The organism is Streptococcus minor DSM 17118, assembly GCF_000377005.1.
Taxonomy (GTDB): Bacteria; Bacillota; Bacilli; order Lactobacillales; family Streptococcaceae; genus Streptococcus; species Streptococcus minor.
The window spans coordinates 676,872-699,278 of the sequence record NZ_AQYB01000033.1; the positions used below are offsets into that span (position 1 = coordinate 676,872).

General features: G+C 42.2%; 25 protein-coding genes. 4 read left to right on the forward strand and 21 right to left on the reverse strand.

Annotated features, from left to right (window positions below; genetic code table 11):
• Positions 1-30 precede the first annotated feature (30 nt).
• The gene (locus tag F602_RS0109640) at positions 31-429 is read left to right on the forward strand and encodes a thioredoxin family protein (RefSeq protein WP_018167775.1); all 399 of its coding nucleotides are present in this window, start codon (positions 31-33) and stop codon (positions 427-429) included.
• A 254-nt stretch (positions 430-683) separates the two neighbouring features.
• Here F602_RS0109640 and asnA read toward each other — a convergent pair whose 3' ends face one another.
• From asnA to F602_RS0109680, 8 genes are all read right to left on the reverse strand, one after another.
• Positions 684-1,676: an aspartate--ammonia ligase gene (asnA, locus tag F602_RS0109645; RefSeq protein WP_018167776.1), complete on the reverse strand. Its 993-nt coding sequence runs from the start codon at positions 1,674-1,676 to the stop codon at positions 684-686.
• A 142-nt stretch (positions 1,677-1,818) separates the two neighbouring features.
• Positions 1,819-3,060 carry a carbohydrate-binding domain-containing protein gene (locus tag F602_RS0109650; protein WP_018167777.1) on the reverse strand — a complete coding sequence of 414 codons (1,242 nt, stop codon included), beginning with the start codon at positions 3,058-3,060 and terminating at the stop codon, positions 1,819-1,821.
• A 95-nt stretch (positions 3,061-3,155) separates the two neighbouring features.
• The gene (locus F602_RS0109655) at positions 3,156-3,539 is read right to left on the reverse strand and encodes a rhodanese-like domain-containing protein (RefSeq protein ID WP_018167778.1); all 384 of its coding nucleotides are present in this window, start codon (positions 3,537-3,539) and stop codon (positions 3,156-3,158) included.
• A gap of 3 nt (positions 3,540-3,542) precedes the next feature.
• Positions 3,543-3,758: a YqgQ family protein gene (locus tag F602_RS0109660; RefSeq protein ID WP_018167779.1), complete on the reverse strand. Its 216-nt coding sequence runs from the start codon at positions 3,756-3,758 to the stop codon at positions 3,543-3,545.
• A gap of 79 nt (positions 3,759-3,837) precedes the next feature.
• Complete coding sequence (locus F602_RS0109665) at positions 3,838-5,118, reverse strand: O-acetylhomoserine aminocarboxypropyltransferase/cysteine synthase family protein (protein ID WP_018167780.1); 1,281 nt, start codon at positions 5,116-5,118, stop codon at positions 3,838-3,840.
• Between the two features lie 112 nt (positions 5,119-5,230).
• Entirely contained in the window at positions 5,231-5,920 is a 690-nt protein-coding gene (locus F602_RS0109670) for a 5'-methylthioadenosine/adenosylhomocysteine nucleosidase (protein WP_018167781.1), read from the reverse strand.
• Positions 5,921-5,928: 8 nt separating this feature from the next.
• The gene (gene macP, locus F602_RS0109675) at positions 5,929-6,285 is read right to left on the reverse strand and encodes a cell wall synthase accessory phosphoprotein MacP (RefSeq protein WP_018167782.1); all 357 of its coding nucleotides are present in this window, start codon (positions 6,283-6,285) and stop codon (positions 5,929-5,931) included.
• Between the two features lie 8 nt (positions 6,286-6,293).
• Positions 6,294-6,842, reverse strand: a complete 549-nt coding sequence (locus F602_RS0109680; RefSeq protein ID WP_018167783.1) for an NUDIX hydrolase — start codon at positions 6,840-6,842, stop codon at positions 6,294-6,296.
• 171 nt (positions 6,843-7,013) lie between these two features.
• Here F602_RS0109680 and F602_RS0109685 point away from each other — a divergent pair, with 171 nt between their 5' ends.
• A complete protein-coding gene (locus tag F602_RS0109685) occupies positions 7,014-7,391 on the forward strand; it encodes a DUF3021 family protein (protein WP_018167784.1) in 378 nt (125 codons plus the stop codon).
• 46 nt (positions 7,392-7,437) lie between these two features.
• On the opposite strand, the gene F602_RS0109690 is transcribed toward F602_RS0109685, so the two are convergent.
• The 4 genes from F602_RS0109690 to F602_RS0109705 are packed head-to-tail and all read right to left on the reverse strand — an operon-like array spanning position 7,438 to position 12,730.
• Positions 7,438-9,648 (reverse strand): alpha-galactosidase, encoded by a 2,211-nt coding sequence (locus F602_RS0109690; RefSeq protein WP_018167785.1) that lies wholly within the window; start codon positions 9,646-9,648, stop codon positions 7,438-7,440.
• Positions 9,649-9,657: 9 nt separating this feature from the next.
• Positions 9,658-10,488: a carbohydrate ABC transporter permease gene (locus F602_RS0109695; RefSeq protein WP_018167786.1), complete on the reverse strand. Its 831-nt coding sequence runs from the start codon at positions 10,486-10,488 to the stop codon at positions 9,658-9,660.
• A 10-nt stretch (positions 10,489-10,498) separates the two neighbouring features.
• Entirely contained in the window at positions 10,499-11,392 is an 894-nt protein-coding gene (locus tag F602_RS0109700) for a carbohydrate ABC transporter permease (protein WP_018167787.1), read from the reverse strand.
• Between the two features lie 60 nt (positions 11,393-11,452).
• On the reverse strand, positions 11,453-12,730 hold the full coding sequence (locus F602_RS0109705; RefSeq protein WP_018167788.1) for an ABC transporter substrate-binding protein: 1,278 nt from the start codon (positions 12,728-12,730) through the stop codon (positions 11,453-11,455).
• A gap of 250 nt (positions 12,731-12,980) precedes the next feature.
• On the opposite strand from F602_RS0109705, the gene F602_RS0109710 reads away from it, so the two are divergent.
• Positions 12,981-13,817, forward strand: coding sequence for an AraC family transcriptional regulator (locus F602_RS0109710; RefSeq protein ID WP_018167789.1), 837 nt, complete (start codon positions 12,981-12,983; stop codon positions 13,815-13,817).
• Between the two features lie 43 nt (positions 13,818-13,860).
• Here the strand turns inward: F602_RS0109710 and F602_RS0109715 are convergent, their stop codons facing one another.
• From F602_RS0109715 to F602_RS0109755, 9 genes are all read right to left on the reverse strand, one after another.
• Positions 13,861-14,649, reverse strand: a complete 789-nt coding sequence (locus F602_RS0109715) for an ABC transporter permease subunit (RefSeq protein WP_018167790.1) — start codon at positions 14,647-14,649, stop codon at positions 13,861-13,863.
• Entirely contained in the window at positions 14,646-15,479 is an 834-nt protein-coding gene (locus tag F602_RS0109720) for an ABC transporter ATP-binding protein (protein ID WP_018167791.1), read from the reverse strand. Before F602_RS0109720 ends, F602_RS0109715 begins: the two co-directional genes overlap by 4 nt.
• The gene (locus tag F602_RS0109725; protein ID WP_018167792.1) at positions 15,472-15,927 is read right to left on the reverse strand and encodes a hypothetical protein; all 456 of its coding nucleotides are present in this window, start codon (positions 15,925-15,927) and stop codon (positions 15,472-15,474) included. The genes F602_RS0109720 and F602_RS0109725 overlap by 8 nt, the downstream gene beginning before the upstream one ends.
• Positions 15,917-16,369, reverse strand: coding sequence for a LytTR family DNA-binding domain-containing protein (locus tag F602_RS0109730; protein WP_018167793.1), 453 nt, complete (start codon positions 16,367-16,369; stop codon positions 15,917-15,919). Before F602_RS0109730 ends, F602_RS0109725 begins: the two co-directional genes overlap by 11 nt.
• Before the next feature lie 129 nt (positions 16,370-16,498).
• Positions 16,499-17,878 (reverse strand): bifunctional UDP-N-acetylglucosamine diphosphorylase/glucosamine-1-phosphate N-acetyltransferase GlmU, encoded by a 1,380-nt coding sequence (glmU, locus tag F602_RS0109735; protein ID WP_018167794.1) that lies wholly within the window; start codon positions 17,876-17,878, stop codon positions 16,499-16,501.
• A 146-nt stretch (positions 17,879-18,024) separates the two neighbouring features.
• Positions 18,025-18,987, reverse strand: coding sequence for a Gfo/Idh/MocA family protein (locus F602_RS0109740; RefSeq protein WP_018167795.1), 963 nt, complete (start codon positions 18,985-18,987; stop codon positions 18,025-18,027).
• A 167-nt stretch (positions 18,988-19,154) separates the two neighbouring features.
• Positions 19,155-19,604 (reverse strand): ASCH domain-containing protein, encoded by a 450-nt coding sequence (locus F602_RS0109745; protein ID WP_018167796.1) that lies wholly within the window; start codon positions 19,602-19,604, stop codon positions 19,155-19,157.
• A gap of 126 nt (positions 19,605-19,730) precedes the next feature.
• The gene (locus F602_RS0109750; RefSeq protein WP_018167797.1) at positions 19,731-20,429 is read right to left on the reverse strand and encodes a 3-oxoacyl-ACP reductase; all 699 of its coding nucleotides are present in this window, start codon (positions 20,427-20,429) and stop codon (positions 19,731-19,733) included.
• Positions 20,422-20,658, reverse strand: coding sequence for a DUF2829 domain-containing protein (locus F602_RS0109755; protein WP_004194840.1), 237 nt, complete (start codon positions 20,656-20,658; stop codon positions 20,422-20,424). Before F602_RS0109755 ends, F602_RS0109750 begins: the two co-directional genes overlap by 8 nt.
• Before the next feature lie 451 nt (positions 20,659-21,109).
• Here F602_RS0109755 and F602_RS0109765 point away from each other — a divergent pair, with 451 nt between their 5' ends.
• On the forward strand, positions 21,110-22,339 hold the full coding sequence (locus F602_RS0109765; protein WP_018167799.1) for a DUF2974 domain-containing protein: 1,230 nt from the start codon (positions 21,110-21,112) through the stop codon (positions 22,337-22,339).
• Positions 22,340-22,407 lie beyond the last annotated feature (68 nt).

The following is a 22,407-nucleotide window of genomic DNA, read 5'->3' on the forward strand; positions in this document are numbered from 1 at the left end:
CAATGAAAAAAAATAATCTCTCTACTTTGTTTGTTAACCTTTTCTCTCTTCTTGGGCGCTTGCTCAGAAAAAGCGAATTCTAAAGCTAAGCAAGAATTAACCAGTTACAAAGCCATCCGTCTAGAGGAGGTGGTTGAGAAAATCCAAAACAAGGAGAACTTTTACCTCTATGTTGGAAGACCAACTTGCCACTATTGCGCCAAATTTTCTCCTATATTGGAAGAGGCTATTACCCACACACAGGTGACTGTCTACTATCTTAATACAGATAATGAGGTTCTGACAGAGGCCCAAAATTTTGTAGCAAAGGAAGAAATCCAGACTGTGCCACATTTAGCTTACTACCGAGATGGACAAAGGCAGAGCTATTTGGAAAAAGGAAGTCAGGCCAATTTGGAGGAGATTGAGAGCTTTCTTGAGCAAGATTAAAAGAGCACTCCGTTTGCCTCCCATCACCATTTTCAGGTTAGACGAATCTAATAGACTAGCTTCTCACAAAAACTAGACAACTACTTGCCATTTTTGCACTTAAAACATTGATACATGAAAAGATGATTCATAATGAAAAAGCACCTACTTACTGGGATTAAGAGGTGCTTTCTTGCTTGTTCAATCGTTTGCCATGCGTTAATGTGCCTTCCAATCTAGTTGTTAAACATTAAGAAAACAGCCGAAGCTGTTTTCTACAAGATATTTTCAAAGCTTTCAAGAACATCTGCTGGCCAGACGCTAGAGTGGACTTCTCCAATGTGTTTTTTACGCAGCAGGAACATAGCCAAGCGTGACTGACCGATACCACCACCGATAGAAAGGGGGAATAGACCATGCAAGAGAGCCTTGTGCCATTCATATTCCAAGCGATCTAGGTCTCCAGTAATCGCGCACTGCCGTTTAAGGGCATCTTCATCTACACGGATCCCCATGGATGATAGTTCAAAGGCTGCACCTAGTCGCTCATTCCACACTAGGATATCGCCGTTTAGACCCTTATAACCATTTTCAGATGGACTAGTCCAATCATCATAGTCTGGGGCACGACCGTCATGAGGCTTACCATCAGCTAGCTCGCCACCAATACCAATCAAAAAGACAGCCCCATATTCTTTAGCGATGGCATTCTCACGTTCTTTAGGAGTCAGTTCAGGGTAACGTTCGACCAATTCTTCTGTATGAATAAAGGTAATCTGCTTTGGCAAAACGGAATCAATATCATAGCGAGCTTCCACTGCTAACTCCGTCAGACGAATGGCTTTGTAAATCTGCTCTACTGTTTCTTTCAAATAGGCCAAATCTCGACGCCCATTTGGAATCACCTTTTCCCAATCCCACTGATCCACATAGACAGAATGAATCGGATCAAGCGAATCCTCATCTGGACGTAGAGCTTTCATATGGACGAAGAGCCCTTCCCCTTCATTGAAACCAAAGCGGGCTAGAGTATGACGTTTCCATTTGGCTAGAGAATGAACAACTTCATAGGTATGCTCTGGAATGAGCTTGACCTTAACAGATACTGGATGTTCAACTCCTGACAGGTTATCCTGCATCCCATCTCCTACTCTACTCAAAATAGGACCTTGAACCTCTACGACTTCCAACTTGTCTTTTAAATACTGGGTAAAGGTGTTTTTTACAAAGGAGATTTCTTCTTGTTGGTGAATAAAACTTTTTTTCATAATACCTCTTCTTCAAGCAATGATAGTACCATTATACGCTTTTTTCAGTAGATGTAAAGTTAAACAGGTATCAATATTGAATTTTCTGATATTTTAATATCTGATATTTTGAAAAAGAAAAAGCAGGAATTTCCTGCTTAAATCACTGAGGTGCCACTATGTTATCTTTTGTTGCGGTTGCTTGCCCAATATTGCCGCTGCTAGTAGATAGATTATATACCTCTCCTTCTGTTAATACTTCTGATGAATAGGTTATAGCAGTGAAAGCAACAGGGGATATATAGGTGGCTATTTCATTGCCCGCTGTATCTGTAATGGTTACTGTATCTCCCGCATTTCCAATCAAGCTACCCAAAAGGACATTTTGATGGGCACTAGTAACATTAGAAATACCAAGCGCAATCAAGGTCCCACCGGTTATCTCTGCTTGAGCCGTATAGTTGAAGACAGGCTGGTCAGGAAGACTAGTTAAGAAAGTATTGACCCCACCAGCAAGGCTGATGCTGCCGTTGGCTAGAAGGGGGCTAGAACCAGCAGTAATAGTATTGGTTCCTCCTGTTATGACAATACTAGCCTCTGAAACTTGCCCTTCCTGAATAAATGGATCTCTAGCAGCCAGACCATTTGCGACTGTGGCCACATTGGTTGTTCCTCCATTGATGGTGAGATTTTTTCCAACATAGGCTTCATAGGCAGCCTCAACAGTCACTGTCCCATTGTTGATAGTCAACTGATTGCCAGCAAAAAGAGCAGCACCTTCTTGCTGGGATGAAGAGATAGTTATGTTTCCGCCATTGATTGTTAGATTGCCATGGTCAGCATTTGTTTCATGGAAGGCATAGAGACCCGAACCAGCCGATACAATATTCAGATTCCCAGACTCAACATTCAAATCATCCGTGGTCAAAATTCCATAACGACTGACTTCTGATATAGTGAGGTTTCCTTCCCCTTTTACCGTAACATTCGTCGCTGAAATCCCTACTTCTCCACCTGTCAGGTTATTGCTTGACTCTTGTTCGAGATAAACGATATTGCTACCACTTGAACGGAACTCCAAGGAGGCAAAGCTGGCGTTATTCAATCTAAGGGTCACCTCATCTGATACAGTATCTACTACTTGAATCGTCAGATTGGGTGCTTGACCACTGATGTCATATTGACCAGCCTTTGTGATGATGACTGCATCTTCTGCTATCTGGACATCCTCAGAAGAAGACTTGGCTCCATTTTCTGAGAGCTCAATCTGAATAGTCTTGGAAGTTGGGATGCTGGTTTGTCTTGTCAGAGGGTAAAAATCCCCTTGTAGATAGACTACTGTTCCGATCGAAAGAATTGTTAATAGACTGACCGCACCCGCCAAAAGATACAAACGTTTATTCATGCTATTCCACCTTATGTTTTCTAAGTCCTAGTATATCACAGTTTGTAAAGAGAATACCAGTTTCAATAAAAAAGGTTTGGGCTTCCTCCAAACCATTAGTTACTTTTGACTTTACCATCCCAAGCGTTGAGTCCATAGCTAAGGATGTAGATTTCATTGTAGCCCTGCTTTTTCAAAAACAGAGCTGCACGTGTCACGCGTTGCCCACGATCGTTTTCATAGAGAAGGACCGCCTTGTCTTTACGGAGAGCCCCTAGACTTTGTTTGAGTTGCTCATAGGGAATATTGCGTGCACCCATGATGTGCTTTCTACGGTAATCATTTGGATCACGTAGATCAATCAACTGCCCAGTAAAAATCTTTTCCGCAAATTCTGCATTGTCCAAAACAGTAGCTGCCTGCTTCAAACGCCAGTAATTAAAACCAAACCATACTGCTAAGATGGCTAACATTGCTAGCAAGATATATAAAGTATTCATTTCTCATCTCCTACTTTTTTTCTGATAGTCTGACTCTAAACGATGTTCGTGTCTCAGGACCATAGCTGCTTTGATATAAGTCTCTTGGTCCAAGAGTCCCATCTGATGCAACTGACTCAATTCCAGTTTCATGATCTCGATTTCATAAAGGCGATTGCCCATGTAGACAAAAATACCAAACTGCTTGAGCAATTGTTGCACATCATAGAGTGTCTTCATAGGAAAAGTGTAGCAGAATTTTCATATTTTTTCAAGACTAGGTAGCAAAAAAGGCCAGCTCCGAGAAGCTAACCTGATTTTAAATACTTTCCAACGCCAACCGCAAATCTTCAATTAAATCATCTACATTCTCCAAGCCAATAGATAGTCGAATCTGATTAGGCGTCACACCACAAGCTACCAAAGCCTCATCTGATAATTGACTATGCGTCGTAGTGTAGGGATGAACCACCAAGGATTTAGCATCTGCCACATTGGCCAGATTAGAGAAAATTTCTAGTTGGTCGATGAATACACCTGCATCCTTAGCATCTCCTTTAATATGGAATGTAAAAATAGACCCAGCTCCTTTAGGAAAATATTTCTGTGCTAACTTATAGTAAGGGCTAGATGGTAAGCTTGGATAATTGACCTTTTCTACCTTCGGATGCCCTTCTAGGAAGGCGACTATTTTCTTGGTATTCTCGATATGACGGTCTACACGAAGTGATAGGGTCTCCAAACCTTGTAGTAGCAAGAAAGCATTGAAAGGAGAAATGGCTGCTCCTGTATCGCGTAAGAGCTGGACACGCAAGGCCACAATAAAGGCTGCAGCACCGATGTCTCTAGTATACGAAATATTGTGATAAGATGGATCTTCTTTCACAAACTGTGAAAACTTACCTGAAGCAGCCCAGTCGAATTTTCCACTGTCCACGATGACTCCACCAATGGTGGTTCCATGACCACCAATAAACTTAGTGGCTGAATGGACAGAAATGTCCACTCCGTAGTCAAAGACATTGATAAGATATGGGGTACCAAAGGTATTATCTGCGACTAGAGGAATCTGGTGTGCATGGGCCAATTCTGCTACTTTCTCAATATCTGGAATATTGATGAGCGGATTGCCTAGGGTTTCAATCAAAACTAGCTTGGTATTGTCTTGAATAGCCTCTTCCACCTGCTCTAAGTCTTCTATATCTACAAAGGTTGTGGTGATACCATAGCGAGGGAGGGTCTCCTTGAGTAAATTAAAGGTACCACCATATAGGGTGGTTGCTGCTACTACATGGTCACCTGCATGAGCCAGACCGAGGATCGTGTAAGTGATGGCAGACATACCAGAAGCAGTCGCTAGAGCACCAACACCCTTTTCAAGGGCAGCCATCCGCTCTTCAAAAACTGCCACAGTCGGATTTCCGATACGGGTATAGATATTCCCTGGTTTTCTTAATGCAAAGAGTTCCTCGGCTTCCTGAGCATCCTCAAAGACAAAGGATGTGGTCTGGTAGATAGGAACTGCACGGGATTTTGTTTCAGCATCTGGTGTTTGACCAGCATGCAATTGCAAGGTTTCAAAATTGTATTGGCGTGTCATAAGAATCTCCTTATCTTTCAAGCACTTGATACTATCCCTATTTTACTCCTTTCAGTTTTATTTGACCAATACTTATAAAAAAGAAAAAGATATAGTTCTAAACTATACCTTTCTAATAGGATTCCAACAGGGTTAAGAGTGTCTGGGCAGAACGCTTGCCTGCTTCAACTACAAATTCATCAAAGGTGATATTGGCATCGCCTTGGGCAGTATCACTCATAGCTCGAATGACCAAGAAAGGCTTACCAGCTGCCTGAGCTGCCTGAGCCACAGCCGCTCCCTCCATCTCAACAGCCAATACTTGAGGAAAATGATTCTTAATGACTGCTACCTTATCTTGACCAGCGATAAAGCTATCTCCAGTTGCAATCATTCCTACATGACTGTGAATCCCCTGCTGGGTCAGTACCTTCTGCAAACTATCCATTAAAGCTTGATCAGCTTGGTAGTAGAGTTTTTGACCAGCCATCTGTCCATAAGCATAGCCAAAGGCAGTTACATCTACATCATGGTAGACTAAACTCTCCGCCACCACAACATCTCCAATGGCCAATCCTTCTGCTACAGCACCTGCTGAACCAGTGTTGATGATGGCATCTACTGCAAAGGTCTCTGCCAAAATAGCCACCGACATAGCGGACATAACCTTGCCAATACCTGACTGAACCAGCACCACTTCGTGTTGACCGAGACAACCAACATAGTAGATTTTGCCTAAAACAGTTACTTCTTTTTTATCCCGTAAGGCCAACAGCAGAGTCTTTAGCTCTTCTTCCATGGCCGCGATAATTCCAAATTTCATAATTTCTCCTATAAGTAAAAGACTGCAAGCAAAAAGAGAATGACTAAGAAAACCACACCAAAGAGAATCTTATTGACCTTCGTGCGAAATTCTTCCCGCTTAACGGTCTCAATTCGACGGCTTTTGACAATGGATTGTTCTACTGGAATCCGAACAGTCTGACCTTCCTCATAGCCCTGGTATTCATCATCCCAGTCGTATTCGTAGGGGGCGTATTCATCTTCATCATATTCATCATATTCATCGTACAAGTCTTCATCTTCATATCGGTTGGAATTTGGTGAATAATAACCAAATTCTCCTTCTCTATCTTTATGACGGCGGGCTCTTTCTAGAACTTCATCTGTTAACAAGGGTTTCCCCATCTGCTTTCCTACTTTCTGATAATCTGTAAATACTGGATAGCCATGATAGTCTTAGCATCACAAATATCCCCACTCTCAATTAAGGATACAGCCTCCTCCAAGCTGACTTCGAGTAGTTGAATGACCTCATCCTCATCTTTTGGACGAGGATTCTCCACTTTGACGAGCTCATCTGCTAGGTAGAGGCGTAGCCGCTCATTGCAAAAGCCAATGGCAGAATAAAAATCGTGGAGAAGTGTGAGTTTGGAGCTAGTATAGCCGGTTTCCTCCTCTAATTCTCGTAGGGCTGCTTCTTCCTCGCTACCCGCTTCACCTACTTCCAACTTACCAGCTGGAATCTCTATGCTAAGACGTTCGATAGCCTTACGGTACTGCTTGACCAGGATGATTTTATCCTCAGGTGTAATAGCCAAGATACAGACTGCTCCCTTATGGAAAATCAACTCACGCCTGGCTTGTCCTAAACCGTTGGGCAGCTCCACATCATCTACAGCTACTGTGAAAATATGGCCCTTAAAAATTTCTTGTCGCTTGATGGTTTTTTCTTCAAAATTCATATCATCACCTACTTGTTCCTAGTATCTATTGTAAATTTTACTATATTCAGACTAGAAAAGCGAATGTTACCATTAAGAGATTTTTTTCTGGCTCGAAATGGCTACTGACCAGCATTGAATTTCATACCTAAAAAGATTATAATATAATAAACAAAGAAAGCAGGTAACAATATGGCTGAATTTAGACCTTACATCAAATGGACTGTACTACGTGTTTTGGGAATCCTGTTGGCATTTGGCATCTGCTCCCTCTCGATTTGGAAGTTTAATGACCAGCCCAGTCAAGCTTGGCAAACCCTCTGTGCTGGTTTTATCGCTGCTGGAGTTGCAGGAACGTGGAATATCTATGATATCAACTCTTGGTCACTGAGAAAGCGTACCTTGGTTCACTCCTTCTATATGGCCCTCGTCATTTTCCCGACCCTCTTTATCAGTGGTTGGTTCTCTTTTAGCCTGGCCAATATTGCCTTAGCAGTAGGGATCTTCATCCTGACAGGTTGTATCGCTTGGACCATTGGCTATATCTTCTTTAGAGGAAAGGATACTTAGGGAAAATTCAAAAAGCTTGGTTTTTTATGAAACCAAGCTTTTTATATCACTGTGCATCCTGGATGCGATTAAGAATGTAGAGTTTTGATGTAAAGTCCTTATCCTCTACGATATGGGCTTCATTATGAATAGAAATACCAGCGTGCATCAAGTCAGCACCGTAATAATAAGTACCATCTAACTCATAAAGAGCCTTTTCTTCTAGCCCCTTGAGTCGAAGACGGATAGGTCCAAGATTGGCAGTCACCAATCGGCGGTAGAAACCGACAGCGACTTGCTGACCATCTGGAGATAGGACCTGCCAAGCTACGTCTTCTCCCTCAAATGGACTAAGTAAGCGTGTAAATGTTCCAAACTGGAAGGTAGACCGATGAGCCTTATAAAAGGCGATTTGTTCTTTGATCAACTCTAGTTCAGCTTGATCACACTTGGATAAATCCAGCTCATAGCCAAAACTGCCAAAGAAGGCAACGTTGCCACGAGTGGATAGAGGTGTGATGCGGCCGACTTGTTGATTCGGGGTTTCTGATACATGGCATCCCATACTAATCAGAGGATAGACTAGCGAAGTTCCGTACTGAATTTTCAGGCGTTCAATAGCATCTGTATTGTCGCTCGTCCAGGTCTGCGGAGCATAATAGAGCAATCCAGGATCAAATCGTCCTCCCCCGCTGGAGCATGATTCAAATAATATATGAGGGAAACTAGTGGTCAAGCTATCATAAAGACGGTAGAGATTGAGGATATAACGGTGGAAAATTTCGCCTTGGCGCTCTGCAGGGTAAGCTACACTGTAGACCTCTGTCATATAGCGGTTCATATCCCATTTGATGTAATCAATCTCATGCTCAGCTAGAAGTTTGTACAACTGATCATGGATGTTTTGATAGACCTCTTCCCTTGAAAAATCAAGCGTATATTGATAACGCCCATGAGACTGAGTATGTTTCGGATGATGAAGAATCCAGTCTGGATGTTCCCTATATAGATTGCTATCTTTATTGACCATTTCAGGTTCAATCCAAAGACCAAATTTCATGCCTAAACCATGAACTTGTTTGATAATGCTAGTCAAGCCACCTGGTAATTTGTCTAGATTGACAAACCAATCTCCCAGACCAGCCCGCTCATGATTCCGAGCTCCAAACCAGCCATCATCCATGACAAATAGTTCAACACCGACAGAAGCTGCCTGACGAGCCAGATTCAAAATACCTTCTTCATCAAAATCAAAGGACATGGCCTCCCAGTTATTGAGCAGGATAGGTCGCTCCTGTTTGGCCCAGAATCCCCTCATCAAATGCTCGCGGTAAACCTTATGGAAGGCTTGACTCATCCCGTTTAATCCCTTATCACTATAGACCATCACTACTTCTGGGGTTTGGAAGCTTCCGCCTTTTTCTAGTACCCAACTAAAACGTTCTGGATGAATGCCCAGGCTGATTCGAGCCTGACTATAGGAGGTGACATCGACCTGCCCTAGGAAGTTTCCACTGTAAATTAGAGAGAAGCCCAATACCTCCCCTTGATGTTCATCTGCTGATGGACGTTTTAAAGCTAGGAAAGGATTATGCTCTGAACTGCTCGCTCCCTTGAGGCTATAAATAGATTGGCAGCCTTGATGGAGTGGACTAACTTGGAGATGACGTTCTCTGCCCCATGCTCCATCCAGATGAATCCATTCGTAATCCTTATCCGGCAAATCCAGTGTCATGGATAAGGCTCTCTGAAGTTTGATGGTTTGGTCTCCCAACTGCTCAAAGCGAGCATGACGACTGATGACTGGCTGATCCGGAAAAATCGTGTAGGACAAGGTCAGTTCTGTCTGGGAGTTCGCATCCAGTAAAACGACTTCTAGCGTCTGAGCCTCTTTCGCCTCTTTCACATGAAGTTGAGGAAGACCACTAATCGTTGGCTTTCCATCCAAAATGCGATGGCTCTGGTAAACAAAATGAGAAAGACGACTACCATCTGCCTGCTCCACTTCGAATGCAGGCAGAGCAAAATCTGTCGTTCCATAGCAGGCATATTCTTGCCGTGTATGTTGGAGAGAAAAGGCAGGCTCTTCCTCATAGACATAAGAAGTCAACGGACGATGACCGTACTCTCTCAAGCGAAGATAGGAAGCCTCCTCATTCAAGCGTTTTCCGTAGTAAAGATTCCCCAAATGCCCATTTGGCAATACATGGAAAATATAACTTATATCATCATTAAAAAGGTGAAATTCTTGTGTGGTTTCTTTGTAACTGATTGGCATATCTTCCTCCTATAATTTTCCGCCAGAAGTGGCAATGCCTTGGATAAATTGTTTCTGGAAGATGATATACAGTGCAACCATAGGCCAAATTGCCAATACACTAGCTGCCATCAATTGCGGATAATTCACTGCATAGGCTCCTTGAATCTTGGAAAGAGCACTGGATAGGGTCGCCTTATCGGCGTTAGAATTGATAATCAAAGGCCAGAGCAAATCCTTAAAGGCAAAAAGAGCAGTAAAGATAGCAAGAGCAATCAGACCAGATTTGGCCAAAGGCAACATAATCTTAAAGAAGGTCTGACCAATGTTGCAACCATCTAGCTTAGCAGACTCTTCCAACTCCTTTGGAAGACCCACAAAGAATTGCCGCAACAAGAAGGTTCCAAAGGCACTAACAATACCTGGAAAGACTAGGGCAAAAATGGTATTACGCATACCCAACTGGTCAATCATCAAATATTGAGGAATGACAAAGAGTTGAGGCGGCACCATCATCTGAAAAAGAACAAGTCCAAAGAGAAGGTTTCTTCCTGGAAATTCCAAGCGAGCAAAGGCATAAGCTGCCATAGCTGAGAACATGACGGAGCTAAAAATTCTCCATAACATCATCATGATGGTATTAAAATATAAAATGGGAAAATTGTTGATACGAATGGCTTCCGTATAATTGCTGAAAAGCCAGCGACTAGGGAAAAAATGAAAAGGATTCATCTGAGTGGATTCTGTGACCGACTTAAAAGAGGTCAAAATCATCCATACAAAAGGCACAATCATCCCCAATGCCACAATAATGAGGAAGAGATGAACCCAGAAGGTTTGTTTGATGGTTTGTTGTTTCATAATAGTCTCCTTAATTGTAATGTACCCATTTCTTCTGGGCCTTCATCTGTACAGCGGTAATCAGGAGAATGATGACCAAGAGTAAAATGACAATCGTTGAACCATACCCCTTATCCGAATACTTGAAGGAATTGTTATAAAAAAGGTAGACCAGAGAAACTGTTTTGTCGTAAGCAGGACTACGGATATCTTCCATCATGTAGATAACATCAAAGACCTGCATAGACTGGATAACGCTAGTGACAACGACAAAGAAAAGGGTTGGTGATACTAAAGGTAGCGTAATCTGGAAAAACTGTTTTGCAGGACTTGCACCATCAATCCGAGCAGCTTCGTAATAATCTTTTGGAATTTCCTGTAGACCAGCCAAAATCAAAATCATACTGTAACCCACTGTACTCCAGATACCAATCAGGGCAATAGAATACATGGCAATTTTGGGATCTTCAATCCAGTTAATTCGTCCTATACCCATCTTCCCAAGTACAAAGTTAATCAGTCCAAAATCAGTATTGTACAACCACTTCCAGACCATTGTTACCGCAGCAGGAGCTGCTACCATAGGTAGAAAGAAAATGGTACGATAAAGATGTTTACCTTTGATTTTGGAATTGAGTAAAACTGCTAATAAAATAGCGAGAACAACTGTCGCTGGGACCACCAATAGGGTATACTTAAAGGTATTCCAAGTGGCTTGCCAAACTTGGGCATCACCCAGCATGCGTTGGTAATTTTCAAAACCGACAAAGATATCATTACGTCCAAAATCTCCACTCTTATGAAAGCTCATTTTGAGGGTTTGAAAAATTGGAATAATATTGAGTACTACTAAGCCGATAATAGTTGGGGCCACCATGGCCCATCCCCAAAGAGCTTCGTTCAAACTCCCTTTCTTTTTAAACATGACAGACTCCTTAAATGATAAGGTCTGGAGAAGCTTTATTCTCCTCCAGACCCCACGGTTTTATTTTTCAGAAGCTAATACTTCATTCATCATATCAGCAGTTTTTTCTGCCGCATCTTTTGTTGCTTCTTCTCCCAGATAGGCTGGTTTCAAAAGCTCATACGCCTTGTCTTCCCATTTCAAAGTTGCTTGAGAGTAAGGGCGAATTTGAGCATAATCAAGCATATCTACATAATTTTTAATAGCGAAATCCTTATTGGAATCAACCCAGGTATCTGCTGCACCCTTGTAGGCAGAAATAGCAACACCCAGACTAGCTTGCATTTCTTGCGCTTCTTTGGAGCTGAGGTATTCTACCCATTTCCATGAAGCTTCTGGATTTTCAGTATTAGCTGCAATAGCATTTCCTAGGCCGTTAAAAATAGTTGCACGTGTGCCATCTGGTCCTTTTGGTAGGACAGCAACATCAGCATTTTCACGAATATAGTCATTGGCTGTGAAACCAGATAGATTCCAAGAACCAAACAAACTCATAGCAACTTGTCCATTTTGGAAGGCTTCAGCTCGTTCCTTGTCCACAGTCAGAGATGGAGACAATTTCTCTTTTACAAAACTAAAGTAGTAATCAAGAGCTTCGACTGTTTTTGGATTATCATATCCTGATTTCATGTCGTCTGTGATCACAGTACCACCATTTTGGTAGATGAAATTATAGTAGCCTTCTTGGTTACTTAGGCCTGCACCAAAACCATATTGGCTGCCATCAGACTTGGTCAATTTTTTCGCAACTTCTTTTAGCTTATCCCAATCCCAAGTATCATCTGGGTAGGCAATACCTGCCTCATCAAACATCTTCTTATTGTACCACAGACCAATAGTGTCAAAATCTTTTGGTACAGCGTATTGTTTGCCATTGATATTGTAGATTTCGTTTAAACCATCTGGGAAGTTTTCAAGTTTTGCATCTTTACTCTTCGCTAAATAATCATCCAAAGGCAATAGCATCTCATTGGAGCCATAGCGATAAATTTCATTGGAATGCATCCAAAAAGTATCTGGTAGAGAACCACCTGTTGCTCCAGCTTCTAGCATGGTCCAGTAGTTGTCCCAATCCACTACCTGAATATTAACCTTGATGTCTGGATTTTTTTCTTCAAACTTATCTGCAATCTTACGAATACCCGGCTCTTGACCAGAATCCCAAATTGCATAAGAAATTTCAGTTTTTCCTGAAGTGTTTGAGCTGGACGAAGACGAATCGTTCCCCTTCGAACCTGAACAAGCAGCTAGCAAGGTAGCTGTTGCTAAAACACCCGCATAAAAACGCATTTTTTTCATCGAAATAACTCCTTTTTTTTGATTTCTCCAGCTCCTCAAGCTCGAGATATTCTGATGTTTTTCTGTTTTTAGGATACCAAAAAAACGCTTTCAAAAACATAGGGAAATATGACAACTTCTATATGAATTTGAGATTTTTTGAGTTTTCGACATATAAAATGTCACAAATTCATATAAATATAGTATAATAATATCAAATTCATAAACAACTTCCCACTATCAAAAGATTCAAAGGAGTCATCTACTTTCTATGCCAAACAAGATGGAATTTCATGTCTTTAACAACCGTTCTTATATTGATTTTTACCCCATTCAATTTGGGATGGAAGAGTGTCGCCCCCTTCATTCTTTTGGTCCAACAGCCAAACAACATTATCTCTTTCACTATATCATTTCTGGTTCAGGTCAATTTTTTGATACGCAGGCCCAACGTGCTCATAGACTGACTGCTGGACAAGGTTTTCTGATTTCTCCAGATATGATATGCAGCTATGAGGCGGATGAAAAAGATCCCTGGACCTATATCTGGGTCGAGTTTGATGGTCTAAAGACAGAGCATTTCTTGAAACGGGCTGGACTTTCACGTCAACAACCTATTTTCTCTCAACAAAAGCCAGCAACACTAAGCCCAGTCTATAGAGAAATATCCGCCCTCTTAGAAAATCATCAGGCCAAAAGTGCTGAAATCATTGGTCGCCTCTATCTATTTATATCTGCCATTATTGATGAATCACTCACTAGCCACACAAGCAAACACGATGAAGTCAAAGAATTTTATATCCGAGAAGCAATCAATTTCATCGAGCGAAATTTTGAAAAGCCCATCTCAGTTGAGGATTTAGCCCAGCAGTGCAATCTCAATCGGCATTACTTTAGTAGACTGTTCAAAGAACAAGTCAATATTTCTCCCCAGCAATTTATTATTCAATACCGTCTCAGCGAAGCCTGCGAACTGTTGAAAAATACCAATAAAAATCTACAAGAAATCGCAGAGGCAGTTGGCTACTCCAACCAATTTAATTTTTCAGCTGCCTTCAAACGGCACTACCAACAATCCCCCACCAAATGGAGACGAGAACATCGATAAAAAATATGGAGTCAAACCGACTCCATATTTTTTCTTTATTCCATCAAGCCTTCAAATCTTTTTTCTCCAAAATCATCACAGAAAAGAGAAGTGAGGCAAGAATCACAGCTCCCGCTTTGATGAGCAAAAGTATATCCAAGTCCACCTGACTAAAGACATCCGCTCCACTGGCATAGTAATAGGGGCTCAGGTACTTGAGCTTGTCCAGGTCAGGTACAATACGCACCATCATATCCAGGCTGTAAGTTAGCAGCACCAGGCCCATAGCCAGTCCCGTCTGTTTCTTTGAACTAAGGGCCGAAATTAGAAAACCAAGGCTGGCTAATTCAATCTGCATAAGGAGAGAAAGCAGGTGATAATGGAACATAGACTGGTAGGAAAAGGTCATAGCCAACTGCCAGATTCCTAACAAACTAAGCCCAGTAGCAATGACATTGAAGGCTAGGATGAGGACAAGGACACTGAGGTATTTCCACAAAAGAATGGTCTTGCGTTGATAAGGCAAAGTATAGAGAAATTCACTGGTATGCCCTTCTTCTTCCTTGGACAGGCTGTTAACTCCCAACATGGCCGCAAACATTCCTGACCCCAAGCCAAACATGAGGGCGATTTCTGTAGCATAGTAGCCATCCAAAGTGGCCAGACTAACCTTGTCCAAGCCCAAAGCCTTGGTCATTTCTCCCATATTGGCATAGAGGTCAGCTACTTCGGCCAGCTGTCCTGCCACACTCTTATAGAGTAGGATACAGCCATAACAAATCAAACCAACTGTTACAGACCAAATGAGCAAGCTTTTACGATTTTCTTTTATCTCATGTATCAAGAGTATCATGCCTTCACCTCCTCATAATAGTGCAAAAAGAGTTCCTCCAGCGATGGCTCTTCTACCAAGAAATCCGTAGGCTGCAAGTTCTGTATATGAGCCAGCAACTCCGAACTAGTTCCTGCAAAGTTGAAAGTCTCAGCTTGATCATCCTTCCAAATCGTAACTCGTTTGGTTTGGCTGCGGGTCAAGTTTTCAATGGTGTCAATGGTTAAGAGCTTCCCCTCTCTAATGATGGCTACCCGGTCACAGTAGTTTTTGACTTCTGCCAGATTGTGGGAAGACAAGAAGCAGGTGGTCCCAGCTGCACAAGCCTCTTTAATGAGCTTGAAAAAGCGCTCCTGCATGAGCGGGTCTAAGCCAGAAGTCGGCTCATCCAAAATCAAGAGTTCTGGCTGGTGCTGGAGAGCACAGACAATACTGACCTTCTTGCGATTGCCCAGGGATAAATCCTTGATTTTCTTATCGATTGGCACTTCCAAAATCTGGCAAATCCGCTCGGCCTCTATCCGGCAATCTTTTTTCCTGGCCCTTGCTGCCAAGGCAATGACTTCCTTGACGTTCATATCTGGGTAAAATTGCGACTCAGAGGGCAGGTAGCCAATGTGGGCTAAGTTTTCAGTTAGACTGCCATATTTCCCAGCAAAGAGGCTGATGTCTCCCCCAGTTTTCTTGATAAGGCCCAAGAGACAGCGAATGACCGTTGATTTGCCGGCACCATTGGCTCCCAAGAAACCAAAAATCTCCCCTTTCTGGACGGACAAAGTCAAATCACTGACAGCCAAATGCTTTCCATAATATTTTTCCAGTTCCTGGATATTGATCACGATCTCAGTCATGATGATTCCCCCTTCTTTTCTTGAAGTCTTGCAGCTGTTGGTTGAGCTGCCTGCTATCGATTTGACGCTTGATTTTATTGTTGATGTAAACACCAATGTAGCAAAATAGTTGAAAGAAACCAAAACCAAGGGTGGCGAGTTTATCTCCCTCGAACCAGTTCAAAAGACTGGCTGCAAGAACGTAAAAGATAGAGCAGATGATGGCAGAGAACCACCATTTGACTGAAATCTGATCCGCTTCATCGAAATTATCCCCCAAATAGACTTGAAGATGATTGACAATCCAGGCCAGGAGCACAATCTCTGCCAGCTGGAGCAAACCAATCTGGTTTTTCTGCTGGCTGAGCAGGTAGAGGGCAAAATATAAAAGATGACAGAGGCTATAAATACCTGCTTTATATTTAATGGCAATTTCCTGGCTTAAAACTTCTTCCCACTTAGTCTTCATCAGCCACTCCTTCCCTCAATAATTGTCTCAGTTTGGCAGCATATTTGCGGGAAATCAGCACCTTTTCCCCGTTGTCCAAGGTCGCCTCAATCCGCCCAAAGGATTGGCTCTTAAAGTGGGCAATCCGATAAAGATTGAGAACCAGGGACTTGGCAGCCCGTAAAAACCCTCTGTCCTGATAAGCCTGAACCAAATCCTTGAGACTGTGGTGGACCTGATAGACGGAGTCCTCTGTATAGGCAAAGGTTTTGCCGTCAATGCTTTCAAAATAAAGAAAATCATCTATTAGCATGTACTGTTGATTACCATCACTGCTGACCAAGAGCTTCTTATCCGGCTTCTGAACGAGATCACAGATAGCCTGGATTGTCGCATTCATCTGCCGATAGCGGACAAGAACCTCTTCCTGACCCTCGGAAATTTCTTCTAAATGTAACTTCACAGCTTTTCTCCTTGCCTTATTATAGCAGAATATTTCCTCAGAAATAACTGACAGAAGATAATATGCACTGAATGGAGCTGAGATGCAAAAAGAACCCTTAAACTAACGGCCAAGGGTTCTAGTCTAATCTTATTTTTTCTCTGGATGGTGAGGGCAGTGTTTGGCATAGCCTTCTTTGTTTTCTTGGCGCCCACGACCAATCGCAACAGCATCTGCTGCCACTTCTTTCGTAATAACAGAGCCTGCTGCTGTCAAGGCACGGTCTCCAATCGTCAAAGGAGCAATGATAGTAGAATTGCTACCGATAAAAGCATGGTCCCCAATCATAGTGGTAAACTTGTTCTTACCATCGTAATTGGCCAGAATAGTACCGGCTCCAAAATTGACTTCCTTCCCTACTTGAGCATTGCCAAGATAGGTCAAGTGACCAGCTTTTGTATTTTCTCCGATGGTAGAGGATTTGACCTCGACAAAGTTACCAATATGGACTCCTTTTTGCAGGATGCTACCTGGTCGGATGTGGGCATAAGGACCCACCGTTACCCCTTCTTCGATAATAGATTCTTCAATATCAGATTGAGAGATGATAACATCTGCTGCAATCTGGCTATCCACCACGCGCGTACCATTGGTCAAGACGGTCCGCTCACCGACTGTGGTTTTACCTTTTAGAACGACATTTGCTTCAATAACAGCCTCTGCTCCGATCTCTACATCTACATCAATATAGGTAGACTCAGGATTCGTAAAAGTCACTCCATTGATCATGTGTTTTTCATTGATACGCTTGCGCATCACTTTCTCAGCAGTAGCTAGAGCAATTCGATCGTTAACCCCTAGACTCTCATCAAAATGACGTAAAATATAGGCTCCAACTTTCTCACCAGCCTGGCGGAAGATGGAAATGACATCGGTCAGATAGTACTCTCCTTGAGCATTGTCCGTGTTGATGTCTTTAAGGGCTTCAAAGAGGCGTTTATTCTCAAAAAGATAGGTTCCAGTATTGATTTCCTTGATTTGTTTTTCAAAATCATTGGCATCTTTTTGCTCCACAATCTTGACGACTTCGCCATCTGAGTTGCGGATAATACGACCATAACCAAATGGATCAGCTGCTTGGGCCGTTAAGATCGTCGCCACATTCTTATGACTGACATGGAAATTAACCAAGTTCTTAAGGCTCTCTCCTGTGATTAAGGGGGTGTCCCCAGCAATCACCAAGGTATGCCCTTCCAAACCAGCTAGGCTAGGCTCTGCCATCATCACCGCATGACCTGTCCCCAACTGTTCCGATTGGAGAGCAAAATCTGAGCGTCCGACCAAGACTTTTTCTACCAATTCGGCCTTGTGACCAACAATGGTCTCAATTTTTTCAGGCTCAATTTCAGAGACAGCGCGGAAGACATGCTCCAACATGGAAATACCTGCTACCTTATGAAGAACTTTTGGTAAATCCGACTTCATACGGGTACCTTTCCCTGCTGCTAAAATAATCGCATAATTTGACATAATTTTATTTCCTTTAGGTAGATTAACATAATACCGCTCCATTATATCATATTTTTTGCATCCATATGACAATGAACCTAATCTTACTTGTTACCGCCTTAAGATTTCCTCACTCAATCTACTGAACGAACACAGTGAACCATTTTTTACATGCTCTTCACAGCCTGATCCAAAATCTGCATAACCGCTCGGCTGTGGTCTAGAGCTTCATGGGCACGAGCATAATCCTTCTGAGAAATCATCTCCTCAAAGGCTACAAACTCATCATGCATGCGATGGAACGGACGGTTCATGTCCAAATTTTGACTGTCTTGACCGTTGAGACTGATGTTGATAGCTGGCATCCCACCGGTTGAACCCAAAACGGATATCGATCCTTTGTTTCCTTGAATGGTTGATTTGATTTCCGCACCACAGTCTTTAGCTCCAATACAAACACACTTGAATTGGCCATAGTCCATCACCAACATACCCGAGGTATCTATCCCTCGCTCTATATTCGCCAAGTATTGCACAGTTTTGGGTTGACCAAAGAGCCCGACTACCAGATGGATATTGTAGATATTGAGATCCCTAAGTGCACCTCCTCCCATCTCTGGGTTAAAAGCTGGCGCAATTTCCCCACGTTTGAAAGCATCGTAGCGGGAACTATATTGGGAGTAATTACAAGATACAATTTTAATTTCCCCGAGCTTGGCCAGGTTTTCTTTGATGAAATGGAAGTTCCCCAAATACTGGTTAGTGATTGCTTCAAGTAAGAACAGCTTTTTCTCAGATGCAATACTAACTAAATCTTCCAATTCTGATGCTAGCAAGGTAAAAGGCTTTTCACAAATAACATGTTTTCCAGCCAAAAGAGCCTGCTTGGCGTAGGTGTAATGGGTATGGTTGGGAGTCCCCACATAAATGGTATCTACTTGAGGATTCGCTAAAATATCCTCATAGTTGCTAGTCGCCTGTGGTATCTGATATTGCTCCGCCAAGTGCTGGGCTTTTTCAATAGAGCGTGGCGTAGATAGGATGGCTGCCAGTTCAATCCCATCTATTTCCTGCAAGACTGGCAAGACTTCTGTTACAATCATGCCGGTTCCAAGTAAGGCTAATTTCATCTTGAATCCTCCTGAATTTATTCTTCTTCTATATATAGCTTATATTATAGCTTATTTCTTGTAATTAAAGGACGACGATTTTTTACCCAAATAGTGTCTGAATGATTGACTTTAAAAAGCCCAATAAATTGATTGACTAAGTTTAGGGTATTTTACCTATGCTATAACTAGACTTCTGATGGTTTGTAGATTACCTGAAATTCTTCCAAAACAACCTGACTATCAGGAGTAAAAGTGATGCCGATGTCAGCTAGCCACTTTGTAAACAGTTCTTCATGGACCTGGCGCCAGTAAATTAAGCTACGGTCTCCCTCACCTTCCAGATAAGCATGTGCTGCTGATACCTCCTTGAAAGGGACTACCCTTATTCGTGTCGTCTCAATCATGCAAATGGCATTTCCATGACTATCTAAGACAATGCTCTTCTCGCCTACTCTCCCCAGAGGCTCCTTGTAATAGATGTGTTCGTCATAGGCTGATGCTGTCGCTGTCTTGATGCCTTTTGCAACCAAATCTGCTAGCAGATCTGGCTCAGCTCCAAAAGCCCATGCATCTGGCTCAGCTTCAGTCACTGGATGAGATTTCTTGTATTCATTCCATAATTCTTGTGGTGTCATAAAAACCTCCGATGTAAAACTTAAAATATATACCTTGTGTTGCTCTTCTAAACATTATTCCTATCGCAAATCCAGACAGTCTTTTCCATCATCTTGGTTCCATCAAAATCAAGAGTAAGGTATCTTTTATTTCAAACTCCACCCACCATCCATTTTGATGATTTCACCTTGCATGGCCTGCATGTTACCAGAGGCAAGAATAAGCGTCATCTCTGCAATCTCTTCGGGCTGAATCCAGCGCTTGATGGGAGTTTCTCCTGCTACCCAATCAGCCAATCCATCTGGCTCAAAATCAGCCTGAGTCATGGCTGTCTGAACTGCACCAGGAGCAAGTCCAAACACCTGGATTCCTTGGTCGGCATAATCAAGAGCTAGCTGCTTGGTAAAACCAGCTAAGGCGTGCTTGGAAGATGTGTAGGATGACCCACCACCACCAGCTAGGAAACTAGCGATGGAGCACATGTTAATAATGATGCCAGCTTTTCTTTCTAACATCTTGGGCAAGTAAAAACGACAAATGTTAGTTGGTGCAAACAGATTAACTGCAAAAATTTCTTGCATCTGCGCATCTGTTTGCCTCAATAAAGGATTATAGTCATCCAAAATACCAGCTGTATTGCAAAGGATGTCTACATCAGGTAGCCACTCAAAAAGCGGTACTAGTGTGCCAGTCAAATCCAACTGTAAAAAGTGAAAATCCCCTTTCAAATTGGGATTCTCACTTCTATCTACTCCGTAAACCTGATAACCTTTTTCCAAAAAGAGTTTAGCCTGAGCCAGACCGATGCCACTAGAGACTCCTGTGACTAAGACCCGCCTAGTCATGGACTTCCACCCAGTCTGTCGCAAGTACATCACAAGGGGTTGGGCTCCACATGGAAAAACCTTCTCCCTCACCAGTTACATTAATGAGGAAGTACGGTGTAGCTTCTAGCTTTTGCCCGTGAACCTCAATGGTATCAAAAAGCTGAACGTAGTTCTCTGCTCCGCCCCAACCTGTCCGAACATATTTTTTTTTGGCTTTCAAGCCCGGTAAAATTTCTTCAAATGTCATGATTTCTCTCCTCTTTATTATTGTTTCATTATAGCATATCTCACGGTCTTTTTTAAATAAAGATAAAAGAGCCTCTCCTCCTCACTTTTTCCGTGTTTCTATTTTCCTTCTTTTTGTGGAGATAAGGACGAATGTCCCCAGTAGGAAAATCACTGCTCCTATCAGTACAGCTCCTGCTGGCAACCATCTATTCCAGAAATCACCTGTAATACCGTGGGTTTGAACATAGATTTGCACCAAGCCGCTACAAAGATAAAAAGTAAAGACAGGTAGAAAGAGACCCATTTCCGAGATCATTTCTTTTCATCTTATACCTTCCCTAGCTTGTAAAACAAATTAGTCTGACCATTTTCTACTAGTTTGTAAAGCATAATAGCGTTCTTTGAAATCCTTGAATTTTTCAGTATTTCACGTTATAATGCAGACAGATAATCGATAGAAAGAAGAAGTTATGTCTACCATATTTGAGTACCTAAAAACCAACCAATATGAAAGTTTTTACGATAAAGATTTTACAATTTTAGACGCCCTAGCCCTGACCGAACTGACCTATCTTCCCTTTGAAGATTTAGTCTCTGCAGAAATATCAGCAGAGAGTTACCTCTCACTCCAGCAGTTAGCTAATCAATTCGAGCAAACATTTCACGGTGTATACCCAACACTTGGTATGGTAAATGCCCACAGACTTCGCTTGTTGAGCTACTTGTCAAGTTTTAAACGTTATAAGCATATTCATGCTCTAGCCTTTGCCAGTGACTACAGCTTAGACAGTCAAAAACAGTTTGCAGCCATCACCTACCAAATTCGTCCCAAGGAATATTTAGTTGTCTTTCGAGGAACAGATGACACTCTGATTGGCTGGAAGGAAGATTTTCACATGAGCTATATGAAAGAAATCCCTGCTCAGCTAGCAGCAAAGAACTACCTGAACCAGATCAGCCAGCATTTGGAGGGAAAATTTTGGGTGTCTGGGCACTCGAAGGGAGGAAATCTAGCCACCTATGCAGCAAGCCAAGTAGATAAAGACATCCAGAAAAGAATTCGGACAATCTACAACTTTGATGCTCCTGGTCTCCATACATCCATTCGTCATTCAGAAGGTTTTAAGGCGATTGAAGGAAAACTTCAAACCATCATCCCCGAACATTCTATCGTTGGTATGATGCTAGAAACGCCTGAAATTAACTTCATTGTCAAAAGTCGAACTTTCGGCCTCCTCCAACATCTCACTTTTTCTTGGGAGATCGAAGGTGATGGTTTCAAAGAAGTACCCAAGGTAACAAAAAATAGTCTCCAAGTAGATGAAACTCTGAAAGCTTGGACAGCTAGCCTGACGGAGGAAGAATTACGAGAGTTCTTCGACCTCTTTTTTGGCATTTTTATTGAAGCAGGTATTTACCGATTCGGGGATATTACTGTAGACACACTTGGAAAAGTCCAAAAAATGGTAGAAAATAAAAAAAATCTAAGTCCAGAACAAGCGGACATGATAGACCGATTAAGCCGGCAGCTCATTGACACAAGAGTGCAAGTATGGAAAGAACACCTACCTGATTTGAATAAATTAACCGATTTCAACATCTCAGAGGATTTGCAGAAAAAAATACCCAAGTTAGAAAAGCTACATTTACCCAAAAAAATTCGCTCACTAATGGCAAATAAGAAAAAAGACGACGCCTAAGCCTCGTCTTTTCTCTATGTCTTCTAGCTCCCTTTTCTATGATAAAAAAGAAATTCAAAGTATAATCT

Coding starts and splice junctions, on each gene's coding strand:
- asnA (WP_018167776.1), bottom strand. CDS start 1,676: ATGAAAAAAAGTTTTATTCACCAACAAGAAGAAATCTCCTTTGTAAAA.
- F602_RS0109650 (WP_018167777.1), bottom strand. CDS start 3,060: ATGAATAAACGTTTGTATCTTTTGGCGGGTGCGGTCAGTCTATTAACA.
- F602_RS0109655 (WP_018167778.1), bottom strand. CDS start 3,539: ATGAATACTTTATATATCTTGCTAGCAATGTTAGCCATCTTAGCAGTA.
- F602_RS0109660 (WP_018167779.1), bottom strand. CDS start 3,758: ATGAAGACACTCTATGATGTGCAACAATTGCTCAAGCAGTTTGGTATT.
- F602_RS0109665 (WP_018167780.1), bottom strand. CDS start 5,118: ATGACACGCCAATACAATTTTGAAACCTTGCAATTGCATGCTGGTCAA.
- F602_RS0109670 (WP_018167781.1), bottom strand. CDS start 5,920: ATGAAATTTGGAATTATCGCGGCCATGGAAGAAGAGCTAAAGACTCTG.
- macP (WP_018167782.1), bottom strand. CDS start 6,285: ATGGGGAAACCCTTGTTAACAGATGAAGTTCTAGAAAGAGCCCGCCGT.
- F602_RS0109680 (WP_018167783.1), bottom strand. CDS start 6,842: ATGAATTTTGAAGAAAAAACCATCAAGCGACAAGAAATTTTTAAGGGC.
- F602_RS0109685 (WP_018167784.1), top strand. CDS start 7,014: ATGGCTGAATTTAGACCTTACATCAAATGGACTGTACTACGTGTTTTG.
- F602_RS0109690 (WP_018167785.1), bottom strand. CDS start 9,648: ATGCCAATCAGTTACAAAGAAACCACACAAGAATTTCACCTTTTTAAT.
- F602_RS0109695 (WP_018167786.1), bottom strand. CDS start 10,488: ATGAAACAACAAACCATCAAACAAACCTTCTGGGTTCATCTCTTCCTC.
- F602_RS0109700 (WP_018167787.1), bottom strand. CDS start 11,392: ATGTTTAAAAAGAAAGGGAGTTTGAACGAAGCTCTTTGGGGATGGGCC.
- F602_RS0109705 (WP_018167788.1), bottom strand. CDS start 12,730: ATGAAAAAAATGCGTTTTTATGCGGGTGTTTTAGCAACAGCTACCTTG.
- F602_RS0109710 (WP_018167789.1), top strand. CDS start 12,981: ATGCCAAACAAGATGGAATTTCATGTCTTTAACAACCGTTCTTATATT.
- F602_RS0109715 (WP_018167790.1), bottom strand. CDS start 14,649: ATGATACTCTTGATACATGAGATAAAAGAAAATCGTAAAAGCTTGCTC.
- F602_RS0109720 (WP_018167791.1), bottom strand. CDS start 15,479: ATGACTGAGATCGTGATCAATATCCAGGAACTGGAAAAATATTATGGA.
- F602_RS0109725 (WP_018167792.1), bottom strand. CDS start 15,927: ATGAAGACTAAGTGGGAAGAAGTTTTAAGCCAGGAAATTGCCATTAAA.
- glmU (WP_018167794.1), bottom strand. CDS start 17,878: ATGTCAAATTATGCGATTATTTTAGCAGCAGGGAAAGGTACCCGTATG.
- F602_RS0109740 (WP_018167795.1), bottom strand. CDS start 18,987: ATGAAATTAGCCTTACTTGGAACCGGCATGATTGTAACAGAAGTCTTG.
- F602_RS0109745 (WP_018167796.1), bottom strand. CDS start 19,604: ATGACACCACAAGAATTATGGAATGAATACAAGAAATCTCATCCAGTG.
- F602_RS0109750 (WP_018167797.1), bottom strand. CDS start 20,429: ATGACTAGGCGGGTCTTAGTCACAGGAGTCTCTAGTGGCATCGGTCTG.
- F602_RS0109755 (WP_004194840.1), bottom strand. CDS start 20,658: ATGACATTTGAAGAAATTTTACCGGGCTTGAAAGCCAAAAAAAAATAT.
- F602_RS0109765 (WP_018167799.1), top strand. CDS start 21,110: ATGTCTACCATATTTGAGTACCTAAAAACCAACCAATATGAAAGTTTT.